The sequence below is a fragment of the Mesorhizobium sp. M0500 genome, from assembly GCF_040321165.1.
GTDB lineage: Bacteria > Pseudomonadota > Alphaproteobacteria > Rhizobiales > Rhizobiaceae > Mesorhizobium.
In genome coordinates, this window is the sequence record NZ_JAMYRB010000011.1 from 53,006 (window position 1) to 69,829 (window position 16,824).

Consider the following 16,824-nt stretch of genomic DNA (forward strand, 5'->3'; position numbering starts at 1 on the left):
GCATCTCCGGGCGCCAAACGGCGCCGACGCGGTTTTTCAATTTCTACTTTCGTGGGATCGGGCTCGTTTGCGCCCGAATGACATCATGACTCGTTTTCGAATAGATTTGCGCGCGGGCGCCTTTCGCAGCGTTCTTGGCTTCACGCTCAGCCATTGGCGGCGTCAGCCGTGGCGGCTTGCCGGCATTATGGGCACGTTCCTGCTGTCGACCTTGGCCGACGTGCTGACGCCGCTCTATTCCGGCCGGCTGGTCGATGCCGTCGCCAGCAGTGCTGCGGCCGACGATGTTGCGTGGAACGCGGCGACAGCGGCCTTTTCGATGCTGGTGGCCCTGGCGCTCACCGGTGTCGTGCTGCGCAATCTGGCCTTCATGGCCATTGTCGAGCTGACGTTGAAGATGATGGCGGATATCGCCGCCGACGCCTTCCACCGCGTCCAGCGCTTCTCCACCGACTGGCACGCCAACAGCTTCGCCGGATCGACGGTGCGCAAGATAACGCGCGGCATGTGGGCGCTCGACCTGCTCAACGACACGATCCTGATCGCGCTGCTGCCATCGGTCGTCATGCTCGTCGGCTCGACGCTGCTGCTTGGCTGGTTCTGGCCGCTGATGGGTGCTGTCGTCGCCACCGGTTCGGTTCTGTTCATCGCGGTGACGACGATGCTGTCGCTTGGCTATGTCGCGCCCGCGGCAAGGCTTGCCAATGCGTGGGATACACGGCTCGGCGGCTCGCTGGCCGACGCGGTGAGCTGCAACGCCGTGGTCAAGGGTTTTGGCGCCGAGGAACGCGAGGAGACACGGCTTGCCGAGGTCGTCGCTAAATGGCGCGGCCGCACGCGCCGCACCTGGATGCGCGGCACTGTCAACGGCACCACGCAAGGGACGATGCTGCTGCTTTTGAGGGCAGCGGTCATCGGATTCTCCCTGCTGTTGTGGTCGTGGGGGCAGGCGAGCGCCGGCGATGTCGCCTTCGTGTTGACCTCATTCTTCGTGCTGCAAGGCTATCTGCGCGACATCGGCACGCATATCCGCAATCTGCAGCGCTCGATCAACGACATGGAGGAACTGGTCGACTTCCAGTCCGAACCACTCGGCATTGAGGATCGGCCCGGAGCCAAACCGATCCGGATCACCGATGGCCGTATCACCTTCGACAAGGTCACGTTCCATTATGGCAGCCACCGCCTGCCGCTCTATCGCGACTTTTCGGTGGACATCGCGCCGGGCGAACGGGTTGGGCTGGTTGGCCATTCGGGCTCCGGCAAGACGACATTCGTCAAGCTGATCCAGCGCCTCTACGACGTGACTGCGGGCAATATCCTGATCGACGGCCAGGATATTGCCAATGTGGCGCAGGCGTCGCTGCGCGCACAGATCGCGATTGTCCAGCAGGAACCGATCCTGTTTCACCGGTCGCTGGCCGAAAACATCGCCTATGCCCGGCCGGCCGCCACGCAGGCCGAGATCGAGCACGCGGCGCGATTGGCCAGCGCGCATGACTTCATCGCCAATTTGCTGAAAGGCTATGGCACGCTGGTCGGCGAGCGTGGCGTAAAGCTATCGGGTGGTGAGCGTCAACGCGTTGCAATCGCACGCGCCTTTCTTGCCGATGCGCGCATTCTCATCCTGGATGAGGCAACGTCGAGCCTCGATTCGGAATCGGAGGTGCTGATCCAGCAGGCGATGGAGCGGTTGATGGTCGGCCGCACGACGCTGGTCATTGCCCACCGGCTGTCGACGGTGCGGGCGCTGGACAGGCTTTTGGTGTTCGATCGCGGCCGCATCGTCGAAGAGGGCTCGCATGACCAACTGATCCGGCTGCAAGGCGGCATCTACCGCCGGCTGTTCGAACGCCAGGCGCTTGAACTGACCAAAGGCATGGTGATCTGACGGTTGCGGCGCCGCGCGTCCTGATGGACGCGTGGCGCTGCAGTCTTTTCTTCGCCTTCGTCATGTTCTATGTCTGCCGCAGAGCGCGGGGGCGCGTCTTGTCAACAGCAAAACCATCCGGTACGCCCCGCTCATGACAGTTACCGTCCGTTTCGCCCCGTCACCGACCGGCCGCATCCATATCGGCAATGCGCGCACCGCTCTGTTCAACTGGCTGTTCGCCATCAAGAACAAGGGCCGCTTCATCCAGCGCTTCGACGACACCGACGTTGCCCGTTCGACGCAGGAATTTTCCGACGCCATCCTTTATGACCTGCATTGGCTGGGCATCTTCCCCGACGCCACGGAGTATCAGTCGCGGCGGGTCGAAGTCTATGATGCCGCACTGCAGAAGCTGAAGGAGGCGCGCCTCGTCTATGCCTGCTATGAGACGCCCGAAGAGCTCGACCTGAGGCGCAAGGTGCGCCGCACGCGTGGCCTGCCGCCAGTCTATGGCCGCGAGGCGCTGACGCTGGCACCCGAGCAGGTGGCGGAATATGAGGCCGATGGCCGGCGGCCGCACTGGCGCTTTCTGCTGCCCAACTTCAGCAGCGATCCGCTGCAGCCGGAGCGCACCGAAATCCACTGGAACGACCTGGTGCGGGGCGAAGAGACCGTCGACCTCGCCTCGCTTTCAGACCCGGTTCTGCGGCGTGAGGACGGCACCTACCTCTATACATTGCCTTCGGTTGTCGACGACATCGACATGGGCGTCAGCCATGTCATTCGCGGCGACGACCACGTCACCAATACCGGCGTCCAGATAGCCCTGTTCCGAGCACTTGGCGCGGAGCCGCCGGTGTTCGGCCACCACAATCTCCTGACAACGGCATCAGGCGAGGGACTTTCGAAGCGCACCGGCGCGCTGTCCATCCAGAGCCTGCGTGAGAGCGGCATCGAGCCGATGGCGATCGCTTCGCTGGCGGTGCTCGTCGGCACCTCGGAAAACGTCGTGGCGGTGCCAACGATGGCCGAGCTAGCCGAGCGCTTCGATCCGGCTGCAACATCGAAATCCGCCGCCAAATTCGACCCGGACGAGCTCTTCGTGCTCAACCGCACGCTGCTGCATCACATGCCGTTTTCCGAGGCGCGCGACCGGCTGATCGTGCTCGGCATCTCCGGCGAACAGGCCGAGCCTTTCTGGCTGGCGGTGCGCGGCAATCTCGACAGGCTGGCCGATGCGGCGATCTGGTGGCGTACGCTTCGAGACGGTCCAGAGGAGCCGGCGGAGTTTTCCGACGATGACCGCGACTTTCTTCGCCAGGCGTTCGAACTGCTGCCGGAGGAGCCTTGGAACGGCACCGTCTGGAAAGACTGGACCGGCAAGATCCGAGAGGCGAGCGGCCGTAAGGGCAAGGCGCTGTTCATGCCGCTCAGGCTGGCGCTTACGGGACAGCCTTCGGGTCCGGAGCTTGCAGATCTGTTGCCGCTGCTGGGTCGGGAAGGAACGTTGGCCCGACGACCCTGACCTTGCGCTGTTCTGGCGGGGGCAGGGACGTCGGCGAAGGCACGGGCTTGACGGCAAGGCGTCTGATCGCCTCACGGTCGAGACCGTCTTGCGCATTGGCCAAGGACTCCGGGTCGGCGCCCGGATCAGGCCTAGCAACCGGCAGCGGAATGAACGGGGTACTCTCTACATTCGCCTCAGATTGTGCCCGGGTTGGCGGGTTGCCGGCGATGATCTCGAAATTCTGCGCGGCATTGCAGCCGCAGGTCGGCGGCCGCGGCATGTCGGACTGCTTGTAGAGGTATGCCGTCGGCAGTTCGATATAAGGCCTGCCGGTCACCGAAGACGTCATGGACGCCGAATCGCCATTCATGCCGCGCGTGTAGAAAACCTGCATTTCTGTGCCGGGGCAGCTCGATTCGCAATTCTTCTGGTCGCGCTCGAAATCGCCCAGTGAGGCGGCATTCGACATCGGAAAGAAATAACCGTCGCAGGTCCGCACGCACATGGTGCGGAATTCGCCTCGCGGCTGCCCCAAGTCGTCGGCGTTGTTGAGCATGGTGCGGATGTTGCCCGGCTGGCTTAGCTCTTCGGCCTGGCTGGGCCCTTCAGGCTGGTCGGGCGCGCCCGGTTCACTTGCGTCACTGCCCAAAAGCTGGTCGAGCAGGTTTCGCTTGCCGTTTTCACGGCTGGCTTCGCGGACCGGCGCGGGCGTCCGCGCCGCATCATCGCGGCAGCCATTGGCGTAAAGCAACGTCAATATGCGCGCGCGATCGCGTCGCGAACCACCGCCGGCAAGGTCGGCGCGCTTGGCCTGCAGGGCGTCGAGATTGGCTGCCATGCGATCGATGGTGGCGTCGAGTGCCGCGCATGCGTTGGCGTTGCGGCGAGACAGCGAAAAGCCGCAGCCGGCGCTGCTGGCCTGGCTGACGGCCTTTGAAATCTGCTGGCGCTGCCGGACGATTGCGTCGTCATATTTCCTGAACAAGGCCGGTTTGCCGCCGCCACCACGAGAAGCGGCGGCAAGATCGGCTTCAAGCTGGCGGCAGAGGCGCGGAGCGGGCTGCGCCTGAGTGACGGCAATGTCGCACAGTAGCAGGGCACCGAGCAGCGCGGCGGCACGCGTCAGCTTCCAACATGCGCCCGTCATCCCTCCGAAACTCCGCCTGTCTGCCGTTCTGAAAGCTACCGCGCTTGCGGTTAACCGTTTGTTTAGCATACCGCCGATTCCGGCTTCAGCCCAAATGCGCGATGGCTTGCGCCTTGTGCGGGGCTTCGATCACGACGAGTGCTGGCATGTCGACCACGCCACACGACGTATTCGGACAGAGCCAGAACCGCGACATCCTGGCGCTGCACGAAAAAGGCGTATTCGCCCAGAAGAATGCCCGGATCCAGCAATGCCCGGAGGCTTGGCATGACCGCGATTACCCGTCGAGCCGCACTGCAATTTGGTCTTTTGTGCCTGGCGATGCCGGTTGCCATGGCGCAGGAAAAGCCCATCACGCCGGATTGGGGTACCAAATTGGTCGAAGCTGCCCGTGAGCAGATCGGCGTCACCACACTCTACGATCCGACCTATACACGCCTGGCCTATCCGGGCGGGGACGTTGAGCCCGAGCGGGGTGTGTGCACGGATGTCGTGATCCGTGCCTATCGCCGCGCCTTCGATCTCGATCTGCAAGAATTGGTGCATGAGGATATGCGGGCCAATTTTGCCGCCTATCCGAAGGCTTGGGGCCTGAAAGCGCCGGACCGCAACATCGACCACCGCCGTGTGCCCAATCTTGCGGTCTATTTCGAGCGGCGCGGTGCCGCCTTGCCCGTCAGCCAAGACCCGGCCGACTATCGGCCTGGGGATCTTGTCGCCCAGATGCTGCCGGGCAATCTGCCGCATATTGCCATCGTGTCGTCCAATCGCTCCACTGTGGTGCCGACAAGAAGGCTGGTTATTCACAATATCGGCGGCGGCGCCAAAGAAGAGGACACTTTGTTTGCCTTCAGGCAGACAGGACATTTCCGGTTCAGGCCAATCTGAGAAAGCCCGCGGCTACCCCAGATCGACGATGGCTTGCGCCTTGTGCGCGGCTTCCACCACGGCCAGTGCCGTCATGTTGACGACGCCGCGCGACGTGACGGACGGGGTCAATATGTGCGCCGGGCTATCGGTGCCGAGCAGGATCGGGCCGACATGCAGCGCGTCCATCATCGTGCGCAGTGCCGTCAGCGTGATGTTCGCCGAATCGAGATTGGGAAACACCAGCAGATTGGCTTCGCCCTTCAGCCGCGAATGCGGATAGACGCGTTGGCGCAGCTGCTCCGACAGTGCCGAGTCGGCATGCATCTCGCCGTCGCATTGCAGGTCGGGCGCGATGCGCGCCAGGATTGCCGCTGCCTGCCGCATCTTCATGGCGCTTGGCGAATCGCGGGAGCCGAAATCAGAATGCGACAGTAGCGCTGCCTTGGGCTCGATGCCGAAACGCTGAATTTCCTCGGCCGCCAAAACGGTCATTTCCGCAATCTCCTCGGCGGTCGGGTCGACCGAGACATGGGTATCGGTGAGAAAGATGATGCCGCGCTGCGAGATCAGCATGGAAAGCGTCGACAGGTCGCGATCCCTAATGCCGGCGCGTGGCCCGATGATCAGCGTGACGTTTCGCAAATGGCGCTCGAAACGGCCTTCGAGGCCGCAGACCATGGCGTCGGCGTCGCCGCGCTTCAGGGCAAGGGCGGCGATCACCGTATTGTCGGTGCGCACCATGGTGCGCGCCGCTTCCGTAGTCACCCCACGCCGGCCGGCAAGCTCGATCAAAAGGTCGACATAGTGGCGGTAACGCGGATCGTCTTCCGGGTTGATCAAGCCGAAATCGACGCCCGGCTTGATGCGCAGCCCGTAGCGCTTCAGCCGCACCTCGATGACATGCGGGCGGCCGATCAGGATCGGTTCGGCAATGCCTTCCTCGAGCACGACCTGGGCGGCGCGAAGCACGCGCTCGTCCTCGCCGTCGGCATAAATGACGCGTTTGGCGCTCGACATCTTGGCCATCGAGAACACCGGCTTCATGACCAGGCCGGAGCGGAAGACGAAGCGGTTCAGCTTGTCGATATAGGCGGCGAAATCGGTGATCGGCCGGGTCGCGACGCCGGTCTCGCAGGCTGCCTTAGCGACGGCAGGGGCAATGCGCAGGATCAGCCGCGGATCGAAAGGCGACGGGATCAGGAACTCCGGACCAAAGATCGGCGTCTCGCCGGAATAGGCACGTGCGGCAACGTCGGACGGCTCTTCGCGGGCAAGCGCTGCAATCGCTCGCACGGCAGCCATTTTCATCTCTTCGTTGATGGCGCTTGCGCCGCAATCCAGCGCGCCACGGAAGATGTAAGGAAAACAGAGTACGTTGTTGACTTGGTTGGGGAAATCGGAGCGGCCCGTGCAGATCATCGCGTCGGGCCGCGCTGCCCGCGCCGCTTCCGGCATGATCTCGGGATTGGGATTGGCCAGCGCCAGGATCAGCGGCTTGGGCGCCATGTGGTGGAGCAATTCCGGCTTCAGCACGCCGGCGGCAGACAGGCCGAGAAACACGTCGGCGCCGGGCAGAACGTCGGCCAGCGTACGCGCCTCGGTATCCTTCACATACGGGTCTTTCCAGCGGTCCATCTCCTCGACACGGCCTTTATGGGCGACGCCGAACCGGTCGGTGACCCAGATGTTTTCGACCCGCGCGCCGAGCGAGACCAGAAGGTTGAGGCACGCAAGCGCCGCAGCGCCGGCGCCTGACGTGACTATCTTGATGTCCGAGATGGACTTGCCGGCGAATTCCAGCCCGTTGAGCACGGCGGCAGCGACGATGATGGCGGTGCCGTGCTGGTCGTCATGGAAGACCGGTATGCCCATGCGGGCTTTCAACTGCTCCTCGACCTCGAAGCATTCGGGCGCCTTGATGTCTTCCAGGTTGATGCCGCCGAAGGTTGGTTCCAGCGCCGAGATCGTCTCGACCATGCGCTCGATGCCCGGTGCGTCGATCTCGATGTCGAAGACATCGATGCCGGCGAACTTCTTGAACAGCACCGCTTTGCCCTCCATCACCGGCTTGGAGGCGAGCGGACCGATATTGCCGAGGCCGAGCACCGCCGAACCGTTAGTGACAACGCCGACCAGATTGGCGCGGGCTGTATAGTCGGCAGCGGTTGCCGGATCGTCGCGGATTTCAAGGCAGGGGGCGGCGACACCCGGCGAATAGGCAAGCGCCAGGTCCCGCTGGTTGCCGAGCGGCTTCGTCGCCTGGATTTCAAGCTTTCCGGGACGGGGGTGCTTATGGAAATAGAGCGCTGCTTCGTCGAGGTCGGATCGGGCCGCCTTCTTGCTTTCGCCTGTCATGACGGCCGCCTCCTCAGTTCAGTCCGTTTGGTGTTTTGAGTCTCTTAGCATGCAGCCGAGCCTTTTCGAGGGGTGATATGTCGCAAGCGCGAGCTTATGGCTTCGCATCGCCCGCCGGCCTGTACGGTCTGCCATTGAAATGTTGGGGCGATAGGCGCGTTGCTGGAGCGAGCTGCGAGCCGAATGTCTGCTTCAGGTGGTTTGCGGACGATTAGGTATTCTTTCGCTAGTTCGCTGTGGGGCTGTTGCTCCTATAAAGTGCACGAAAGAAACTCTTGGAATAGCGATCGTACCAAGCGGCAGCCCACTCGCCGACAAGTCGCTCTGTCGACGACACCCTACGCCGGTAGTCGACTGTTCGGCGGATACCTCCTTCTTCCTCAAGCTCGATGTCCAGGTGAGTAAACTTTGGGGCCGCATCCGAAAACCTGAGATACATGTATGCAAACACCGCGATATGACGTTTACCCATTGATAAGCAACGATTTTCTATCGCCACCACCGCAGACTGGACTGTAGCGAAATCCTCTAGCCTAACCGCTCGTTCTAGACGAACGAAGTCAAGGAACAATCTCCTGTCGGCAATTGCAAGGTTGCCGTCGGCCGTGTCTCGAACCCCGTGCGACAGCAGTTTTTGCGCAACAAAGCGATAAATAGACGCCATTCGCCGGTCTCATTTTCATGTGCGAGGCAGGACATAACATGCGGACTAACCCTAGTCCTTGTGAACTGGGCGCCGTTTTGAGCATAATGTTGCCCTGTTTCGGCTTGCCTGAGGGCGCCTGTTGCCCGCCGTTTCCAGCGGGTATCAAGCCTTGGATTCTGCCACTAAAACGCGCTGACATAGAGGCCGCCGTCCACCGGTATGTTCTGTCCGGTCAGGTAGCCGGCATGGACCGAGCACAGAAAGGCGCAGATCTGGCCGAATTCCTCCGGCGTGCCGAGTCGCTTGGCCGGAACATTGGCCGCTGCTTGCGCTTTGCGCGCGGCGGCGGCGGCCGGATCTTCGGGCGTGCCGGCCTCGTGCGGGCCGCGCAGCCGGTCGGTATCGAGTTTTCCCGGCAGCATGTTGTTGATCGTCACATTGCGGTCGATCACCGTGCGCGCGACGCCGGCGAGGAACGAAGTGAGGCCGGCGCGGGCGCCGGACGACAGGTCGAGGCCGGGGATAGGAACATAGACCGACAGCGATGTGATGTTGACGATGCGGCCGAAGCCGCGCGCCGCCATACCGTCGATCACCGCCTGAACCAGTTCGACTGGGGTCACCATGTTCTGGGTGACGCCTTCGAGGATCTTTTCGCGGTCGAGCGCGCGGAAATCGCGAAATGGCGGACCGCCATTGTTGTTGACGAGGATGTCGGGATCGGGGCAGGCGGCAAGCAGCGCCTTCTGGACATCGGGCTTGGATACGTCGCCGACGATTTCGGTCACCTTGACGCCGAATTTCTCGCGCAGTTCAGCGGCGGTTTTGGCCAGCACGTCGGCGTTGCGGCCATTGACCACCAGATCGCAACCTGCCTCTGCCAGTGCCATGGCGCAGCCGCGTCCCAAGCCTTTGCTCGAAGCGCAGACGATGGCCTTCTTGCCGCGAATGCCGAGATCCATAGTGGTTTTCTCCTCTGATTGCCGCGGCAACCTACCCGTATGGCTGGACCAATCGCAACCGTCATACGCTTGTTGCATGAATCGGGGCATAGCCTCACGCGAAAGCAACGGTGACAAATGATGTCCGGCGCAGAGCCCCGCACTTTCCGCAGCATGTTCATCTCCGACGTCCATCTCGGATCGAAGGCGGCGAAGGCCGAGTTCCTGATCGATTTCCTGCGCCATCACGATGCCGATATCATCTATCTCGTCGGCGACATCGTCGACGGCTGGCGCTTGAGACGAAGCTGGCATTGGCCGCAGAGCCACAATGACGTCGTCCAGAAATTGCTGCGCAAGGCGCGCAAGGGCGCCAGCATCACCTACATCGCCGGCAATCACGACGAGTTCGCGCGCCAGTTCCAGGGCGTGCATTTCGGCGGCATTGTCGTCGCCGACCGCGCCATCCACGAGACCGCCGATGGCAAACGCCTTCTTGTCATTCATGGCGACCAGTTCGACACCGTCGTCCACAATGCGCGCTGGCTGGCCTATCTCGGCGACTACGCCTACGACGCGGCGATGCTGGTCAATCGCGTCATCACACGTCTGCGCCAGGTGCTCGGCCTGCCTTACTGGTCGTTCTCGTCCTGGGCCAAGGTCAAGGTCAAGAAGGCGGTGAATTTCATCGGCTCGTTCCAGACCGTGCTGACCGAGGAGGCGCGCCGCTCGCATGTCGACGGCGTGATCTGCGGGCACATCCACCATGCCGCGATCGAACGCTATGAGGACGTGCAATACATCAACACCGGCGATTGGGTGGAGAGCTGCACGGCGGTGGTCGAGCATTTTGACGGCCGGATTGAGATCCTGCACTGGGCGCATGTCCTGCCGGAGACTCCGGTCGGCAGCGAGGTGCTCGTGCCGATCGGCATCAAGGGCAGGGCAGTCCGGGCGGCTTGACCAAATCCGGCCGCATCTCGCTTCAATCGGTTAGTCCAGCGGTTTCATCGACTTTTTCGCCGTGTTAAGCAGCGGCAGGTGTGGCGGGCCGACCCGGCTGAATGCCGTGCCGACGGATCGCCTGTCAATGTCCTCGCTGCCGCCGCTTTCGCCCGAACAGCTCGTCAAGCCACGCCATTTCGAACTGCGCATGAGCTTGATCTTCTTTACGCTCTTCGTTCCGCTCGGGACGCATGTGCCGTATTTCCCGCTGTGGCTGCAGGCGAAGGGGTTCCATGCCGAACAGATAGCCGTGATCCTCGCCGCGCCGATGTTCCTGCGCGTGGCGACGACGCCTTTTCTTACTGCGCTGGCAGACAAAGCGAGCGACCGCGCCAATGTCTATGTTGCGCTCGTCGCCGCATCGCTGATCCTGTCCGCCGGCTACCTCCTGCCGCCGACCTACGCAACGGTACTTGCCGTGTCGTTGGCCCTGACGGTCGTCTGGACGCCGCATTCGCCGATTGCCGATTCGCTCGCCCTTTCAGGTGTTCGCCGCTTCGGCTCGAATTACGCAAGCATGCGCAAATGGGGCTCGATCTCCTATCTCTGCGCCAATCTCGCCGGCGGTTTCATCCTGTCGGCGAGCGGTGCCCAGGCTGTCCCGGTGATCATCTTCGCGGCGCTGTGTGCCGCGCTAGCCGCCGGACTGATTGCGCCGCGCCTCGGCCGTCCACGCCGCGCCTCGCCGCTGTCGGCCGCCGATATCCAGCAATCGGCACCGAAACTCCTCAACCGGTACTTCCTCTATTTTTCGACAGGCGTCGGCGTCATCACCGCCAGCCACGCATTTCTCTACGGTTTCGTGTCGATCTACTGGAAGTCGATCGGCATCAGCGATTCGGTTGTCGGGCTTCTGTGGGGGTGGGGAGTCGTCGCCGAGATATGCATGTTCGTCGTTTTCACCCGCGCTTTCGCCTCCTTCTCGGTCGTCTCGATCATGCTGATTGCCGGGATTGGCGCGATCGTGCGCTGGTTCGCCTTTCCGCTGATCTGGCCGCTTGGGCTTGGCGTTGGCGGGTTTTTCGCGATCCAGACGCTGCACGCGGTTTCGGTGGCGCTGGTGCTGATCGGCCTGCAAAAGATGATCGGTGAGACGGTCGCGGAAGAACGCACCGGGGCGGCGCAAGGCATCGCCTACTTCTCCAATGGCTTCTTCATGGCGGCGGCGACGCTGATTTCCGGTCCTCTTTACGACCGCTTCGGCGCGAATGGCTTCTTTGCGATGATCCCGATCGCCCTGACGGGCCTGGCTCTGATCGGGCTTGCCGCGCGTTCAGCCCCACAGCGCCCGCTCGGGCGGTGACACCAGCGAACCTTGGTAGACGAGACCGGGAACGCGGTCGCGGGCCAGCAGCAGCGGACCGTCGAGATCGACGAAATCGGCATCCTGCGCCAACAGCACGGCCGGCGCCATCGCAAGCGATGTGCCGACCATACAGCCGACCATGACACCAAGACCCAGTTCGCGGGCGCGGTCGCGAAGCACGAGTGCAGCGGTCAGGCCACCCGATTTGTCGAGCTTGATGTTGACGGCGTCGTAAAGGCCGACAAGCGCTTCAAGGTCCTTCGCCTCGTGCACGCTTTCGTCGGCACAGATCGGTACCGGATGCGCGATGTGGCGAAGAATACCGTCATGTCCCGCCGGCAGCGGCTGTTCGATCAAGGCGATACCGTGCTCGGCGGCAAAGGCGAGGTTTGCGACGATATTGTCGTCATTCCAGCCCTCATTGGCGTCGAGAATGATTCGGCTGTCGGGTGCTGCCGCCGTCACTGCGCGGATGCGCGCGATGTCGTTGTCGCCGCCGATCTTGACCTTGAGTAGCGGGCGCTGGGCGTTAGCGCGGGCCTGCGCCGCCATAGCCTCCGGCTCGGCGAGCGACAATGTATACGCCGTCTCGAGCAGCCGTAACGGAACGGTTCGTATCGTATGCGCCACCGGTGTTCCGCTGATCTTCGCTTCCAGGTCCCAGAGCGCGCAATCGATGGCGTTGCGTGCCGCGCCGGCAGGCATGGCATCGAGCAGGGCGATGCGGCTGATGCCGCGCGCGATCTCGCTGCGCATCGCCTCGATCGCGTCGCGCACACCCTCCATGGTCTCGCCATAGCGCTTGTAAGGGACGCATTCGCCGCGTCCTGTACGGCCGTTTTCGGTGATGGCGCAGGAAATCACCTCCGCTTCGGTCTTCGAGCCGCGCGAAATGGTAAAGGTCCCGGCTATCGGAAAGCGCTCGGCCTCGACCGAAATGACACGCGCCATATTTTTCTGCTCCAGCTGTGCGACAAGGAGGATATCGGCAAATCGACAGGTCGGCCCCGTCAGGCTAAACAGGATGCCATGTTGACCATCCGCAAACGCGACGCAAGCGGCCCTGCCAAGGAGCCCGACCACCAGCCGCGCATCGCGATCGGCGAGGAGGGCGACGTTCTCGGCTGCGCTTTCTCGGGAACCTGGACGACACGTACCGTTGCCCTGGTCGATGCCGAGATGCGCAAGATCGAGAAGCGCGGCGGCTTCAAGACGCTGGCGCTCGACCTTTCACAAATCGAGAAGATGGACACTGCCGGGGCGTGGCTGATCGACCGCCTGGTCAGCAGCTTCGAAAAGAAGGGCGTCGAGATCACGATGCAGGGGCAAAGCGAGATTGCCTCCATCCTGCTCGGCGCCGTCGGTGATGCGGTCCGACGCGAGGCCGAATCAGGTCCGGCAAAGCCGCCCAACTTCATCATTCGCGGGCTCGAGGCGGTTGGCCGGCGCGTTTATGAGATGCGCGACGATTTCCTGGCCGCAATGAATATCCTCGGCGCCACGATACGCGGCTCTCAGATGAAGCTTGGCCGTGGCCATGGCGTCAACATGGCGGCGATCTTCAATCAAATCGATCGCATGGGTGTCGGCGCCATACCGGTAGTCGTGCTGATGTCGGCCATCGTCGGTGCGATCGTTGCCCAGCAAGGCGCTTATCAGCTCAGCTATTTCGGCGCCGACATCTTCGTCGTCGACCTGGTCGGGGTGCTGATCCTGCGCGAGCTCGGCGTGCTGATGACGGCGATCATGATCGCCGGCCGCTCCGGCAGCGCGATCACCGCCGAGATCGGCTCGATGAAGATGCGCGAGGAGGTCGATGCGCTGAAGGTGATCGGTCTTAATCCAATCGGCGTGCTGGTGTTTCCGCGGCTGGTCGCGCTGGTCGTCGCGCTGCCTTGCCTGACGATCATCGCCAACTTTGCCGCGCTGGGCGGCGGCATTTTGGCTGCATGGCTCTACTCCGATATTGCACCGGCAGCGTTCATCGACCGGCTGCGTGTCGCAATCGACCTCAGCACCATTTTTGCCGGCCTGATCAAGGCGCCCTTCATGGCCATGATCATCGGCATAATTGCCTCGGTCGAGGGCATGAAGGTTGGCGGCAGCGCCGAATCGCTTGGCCAGCATGTGACCGCCTCAGTGGTGAAGTCGATCTTCGTGGTTATTATCCTCGACGGGCTTTTCGCCATGTTCTATGCAGCGATCGAGTTCTGACATGGCGCTGCCGGGCACAAACACGACCAAGGTGGCGGCGAAAGCCAAAGAAGACGAGATCGTGCTGTCGGCGCACGATATCACGGTGTCGTTCGCCGACCAGGTTGTTCTCGACAAATTGTCGCTCGATATCTGGCGCGGGGAGATTCTCGGCTTCGTCGGTGCCTCCGGTGCCGGCAAATCTGTTCTCTTGCGCACCATCCTTGGCTTGACGCGCAAGCAATCGGGAACAATCAAACTGTTCGGCGTTGACGTCGAGAAGGCAACCGAAAGGGAGCGCCTTCGCATCGACATGCGGCTTGGCGTGCTGTTCCAGCATGGTGCGCTTTTTTCGGCGCTGACGGTCCTCGAAAACGTCCAGGTGCCGATGCGCGAATATCTCGATTTGCCGAAGAAGCTGATGGACGAACTTGCCATGCTCAAGGTCGAGCTGGTCGGATTGCCGCCGGATGCGGCGCAGAAATTCCCCTCCGAGCTCTCCGGCGGCATGATCAAGCGTGCTGCGCTGGCGCGCGCTCTGGCGCTCGACCCGGATATCGTCTTCCTCGACGAACCGACGTCCGGGCTCGATCCGATCAGCGCGGCTGAGTTCGACGAATTGGTCGTCAAGCTGCGCGATACGATGGATTTGACCGTGTATATGGTCACGCACGATCTCGACACGCTGTTTACGGCGTGCGACCGCGTGGCGGTGCTCGGCAACAAGAAAGTGCTGGTCGAGGGCACGATCGACGACATGCTCAGGAGCGAGGAACCCTGGGTAAAATCCTATTTCCGCGGAAAACGCGCCCGGCAACTTGATCTTGCGGCGCGCGCATAGCCATAAGTGAGCAATGGAAACCAGGGCCAACTACGTCATTGTCGGCATTTTCACGCTGGCCGCGATCCTCGCGGCTTTCGCTTTCGTCTATTGGACGGCGGCAATCGGCGAAAAGGGTGAGACGACGGTGCTGCGCGTGCGCATTCCAGGCTCCGCTTCGGGGCTCGGCCGTGGCAGCTTCGTGCTGTTCAATGGCGTCAAAGTCGGCGACGTGCGCCGTGTCTATATCGACGTCGACAATCCGACCGCTGCTATCGCCGACACCGAAATAGACCGGAATACGCCTATCACCAAGTCGACGCAGGCCGATATCGGGCTTGCCGGCCTCACCGGCCAGGCCAACATCGAGCTCAAGGGCGCCGACCCCAAAGAGCCAAAACTTCTCGACGAGGCGGAAAAGGAAGGCCGTGTCGCCGAGATCGTTGCCAACCCGTCGGCGGTCACCAACCTGCTGCAGACGGCGCAGAACATCTTCACCCGCGCCGACAAGGTCCTTTCGGAGCTCGAAGGCTTCACCAAGGATGTTCGCGGGCCGCTGACGCAGACCGTCAACAATGTCCAGACCTTCTCCGATGCACTGGCCAGGAATGCGGACGGCGTCGACAAGTTCCTGGCCAGCGTCAGCTCGCTGGCGGACGAACTGAAGGGTGTTTCGGGCAAGCTCGACGGCACCCTGAAGGCGGCGGAAGGGCTACTCAACGCCGTCGACAAGGACCAGATCAAGAGCATCGTCGCCAATGTCGACACGGTCACTTCCAACCTCAAGGAAACCAGCAAGCAGTTCGACGCGGTCATCAAGAACGTGGACACCGCGGTAGGCTCGATCAACGAGTTCGCCCAGAAGACGCAAGGCACGCTGGCCAAGGTCGACGGCGTTCTCGACGGCATCGATCCGGCTGAAGTTCGCACCGCGCTGGCCAATATCCAGAAGGCCAGCGAAAACGCCAATGAAGCTGCCGCCGACATCGCCAAGGTGACCAACAAGTTCGCCAACCGGGCCGACGACATCGACGAAACCATCAAAGACGCGCACCAGCTCGCAGGACGCCTCAACGATGCCTCGGTGCGAGTCGACGGTATCCTTGCCAAGGTCGACAAACTGCTCGGCTCCGGTCAGGCCGACGGCGTCATGGCCGATGCCAGGGCGACGCTCAAATCGTTCAAGCAGGTCGCCGACACGCTGAACGCCCGCCTCGGCACCATCACCGACAATCTGGCGCGGTTCTCGGGACAGGGGCTGCAAAACGTCGAATCGCTGGTCCAGGACAGCCGTCGTTCGATCAACCGCATCGAAGAGGCGGTGACCGACCTCAGCCGCAATCCACAGCGGATCCTGTCCGGCGGCGAGGGTGAGGTCCGGCAGTTCGACGGCAGGGTGCGCCGTTGACTTCGGCCTGCGCCCACCGCAAGAACATAGCTTGCGGATGCGCGTTGTTTCCACGATCCGGGGGGGATCGCGTTTGAAGTCGATCAGTTCAGGCAGCGTCAGATCGAGTGGGTTCAAGACCGGAGCGGCACTGCTGGCGCTTTCGCTCGCCGGCTGCGCGGCGCTGGGCGGCAAGCCGGCGCCGCTGGATACGTTTGAGCTTTCGGCGCCGTCGCTGGAAGCGCGTGCCCACAGCCGTCGCCAGATACTCATCGCTCAGCCATCGGCGCTCAAGGCGCTGGACAGCCAGAACATCGTCATTAAGCCATCGCCGCGATCGATCCAGTATCTCAAGGGCGCGCAATGGGCCGACCGGCTGCCGATGATCGTACAGGCGCGGCTGGCAGAGACGTTCCAGCGCTCGGGCAGCTTCACCGGCGTCGGCAAGCCAGGCGAGGGGCTGGCGATCGACTATCAGGTGATCGTCGAGATCCGCTCGTTCGAGGTGCGTGTCGACGGTGGCGAACATGCCGAGGTCGAGCTGTTTGTGCGCCTGTTGAACGATCGCAACGGTGAAGTGCGCGCTTCGAAGACGTTTAGCGCAATCGCGCCCGTTTCGGGCAATGGCAACCAGGCCTATGTCGGCGCGCTCGATGCCGCGTTCGGCGATGCGGCAGGGCAAATCGTCCGCTGGACGGACACCGTGATCTGACACAGCCGGAACTGCCGGCACGGCACTCTACAGCGCCAATGGAATTCAGTACGGCATGAAAA

At 62.6% G+C, this 16,824-nt stretch carries 14 protein-coding genes; 9 read left to right on the forward strand and 5 right to left on the reverse strand.

The genetic code is table 11. The features are described 5' to 3' along the window. The first annotated feature begins 85 nt into the window (after nucleotides 1-85). Together NKI70_RS20135 and gltX are read left to right on the forward strand one after the other, a co-directional pair. Entirely contained in the window at nucleotides 86-1,891 is a 1,806-nt protein-coding gene (locus NKI70_RS20135; RefSeq protein WP_352697734.1) for an ABC transporter ATP-binding protein, read from the forward strand. Between the two features lie 133 nt (nucleotides 1,892-2,024). Beyond that, a complete protein-coding gene (gene gltX / locus NKI70_RS20140) occupies nucleotides 2,025-3,398 on the forward strand; it encodes a glutamate--tRNA ligase (RefSeq protein WP_352636788.1) in 1,374 nt (457 codons plus the stop codon). On the opposite strand, the gene NKI70_RS20145 is transcribed toward gltX, so the two are convergent. Beyond that, nucleotides 3,316-4,527 carry a DUF2865 domain-containing protein gene (locus NKI70_RS20145; protein WP_352636787.1) on the reverse strand — a complete coding sequence of 404 codons (1,212 nt, stop codon included), beginning with the start codon at nucleotides 4,525-4,527 and terminating at the stop codon, nucleotides 3,316-3,318. The genes gltX and NKI70_RS20145 overlap by 83 nt on opposite strands. A gap of 267 nt (nucleotides 4,528-4,794) precedes the next feature. Here NKI70_RS20145 and NKI70_RS20150 point away from each other — a divergent pair, with 267 nt between their 5' ends. Next, a complete protein-coding gene (locus NKI70_RS20150) occupies nucleotides 4,795-5,415 on the forward strand; it encodes a DUF1287 domain-containing protein (protein ID WP_352594479.1) in 621 nt (206 codons plus the stop codon). A gap of 12 nt (nucleotides 5,416-5,427) precedes the next feature. Here the strand turns inward: NKI70_RS20150 and NKI70_RS20155 are convergent, their stop codons facing one another. The 3 genes from NKI70_RS20155 to NKI70_RS20165 all read right to left on the reverse strand — a co-directional run bounded on the left by NKI70_RS20155 (nucleotide 5,428) and on the right by NKI70_RS20165 (nucleotide 9,360). Then, entirely contained in the window at nucleotides 5,428-7,752 is a 2,325-nt protein-coding gene (locus NKI70_RS20155; protein ID WP_352697732.1) for an NADP-dependent malic enzyme, read from the reverse strand. A 226-nt stretch (nucleotides 7,753-7,978) separates the two neighbouring features. Then, nucleotides 7,979-8,416, reverse strand: a complete 438-nt coding sequence (locus NKI70_RS20160; protein WP_352636785.1) for a hypothetical protein — start codon at nucleotides 8,414-8,416, stop codon at nucleotides 7,979-7,981. A gap of 164 nt (nucleotides 8,417-8,580) precedes the next feature. Continuing rightward, nucleotides 8,581-9,360 carry an SDR family oxidoreductase gene (locus NKI70_RS20165; RefSeq protein ID WP_352448726.1) on the reverse strand — a complete coding sequence of 260 codons (780 nt, stop codon included), beginning with the start codon at nucleotides 9,358-9,360 and terminating at the stop codon, nucleotides 8,581-8,583. Between the two features lie 120 nt (nucleotides 9,361-9,480). Here NKI70_RS20165 and NKI70_RS20170 point away from each other — a divergent pair, with 120 nt between their 5' ends. Beyond that, nucleotides 9,481-10,302, forward strand: coding sequence for a UDP-2,3-diacylglucosamine diphosphatase (locus tag NKI70_RS20170; RefSeq protein ID WP_352636784.1), 822 nt, complete (start codon nucleotides 9,481-9,483; stop codon nucleotides 10,300-10,302). Nucleotides 10,303-10,429: 127 nt separating this feature from the next. Next, complete coding sequence (locus tag NKI70_RS20175) at nucleotides 10,430-11,647, forward strand: MFS transporter (protein WP_352540619.1); 1,218 nt, start codon at nucleotides 10,430-10,432, stop codon at nucleotides 11,645-11,647. On the opposite strand, the gene dgcA is transcribed toward NKI70_RS20175, so the two are convergent. After that, on the reverse strand, nucleotides 11,618-12,601 hold the full coding sequence (dgcA, locus tag NKI70_RS20180; protein ID WP_352636783.1) for an N-acetyl-D-Glu racemase DgcA: 984 nt from the start codon (nucleotides 12,599-12,601) through the stop codon (nucleotides 11,618-11,620). The two genes, NKI70_RS20175 and dgcA, sit on opposite strands and share 30 nt — an antisense overlap. Nucleotides 12,602-12,679: 78 nt before the next feature. Between dgcA and NKI70_RS20185 the strand changes: the two genes are divergently transcribed. From NKI70_RS20185 to NKI70_RS20200, 4 genes are read left to right on the forward strand one after another with little or no spacing between them, the layout of a single operon-like run. Continuing rightward, entirely contained in the window at nucleotides 12,680-13,864 is a 1,185-nt protein-coding gene (locus tag NKI70_RS20185) for an ABC transporter permease (RefSeq protein ID WP_352619836.1), read from the forward strand. Between the two features lies 1 nt (nucleotide 13,865). Continuing rightward, nucleotides 13,866-14,684: an ABC transporter ATP-binding protein gene (locus NKI70_RS20190; RefSeq protein WP_352574968.1), complete on the forward strand. Its 819-nt coding sequence runs from the start codon at nucleotides 13,866-13,868 to the stop codon at nucleotides 14,682-14,684. A 13-nt stretch (nucleotides 14,685-14,697) separates the two neighbouring features. After that, entirely contained in the window at nucleotides 14,698-16,071 is a 1,374-nt protein-coding gene (locus tag NKI70_RS20195; RefSeq protein ID WP_352636782.1) for an MlaD family protein, read from the forward strand. A gap of 37 nt (nucleotides 16,072-16,108) precedes the next feature. Then, nucleotides 16,109-16,762, forward strand: a complete 654-nt coding sequence (locus NKI70_RS20200; protein WP_352502487.1) for an ABC-type transport auxiliary lipoprotein family protein — start codon at nucleotides 16,109-16,111, stop codon at nucleotides 16,760-16,762. Nucleotides 16,763-16,824 lie beyond the last annotated feature (62 nt).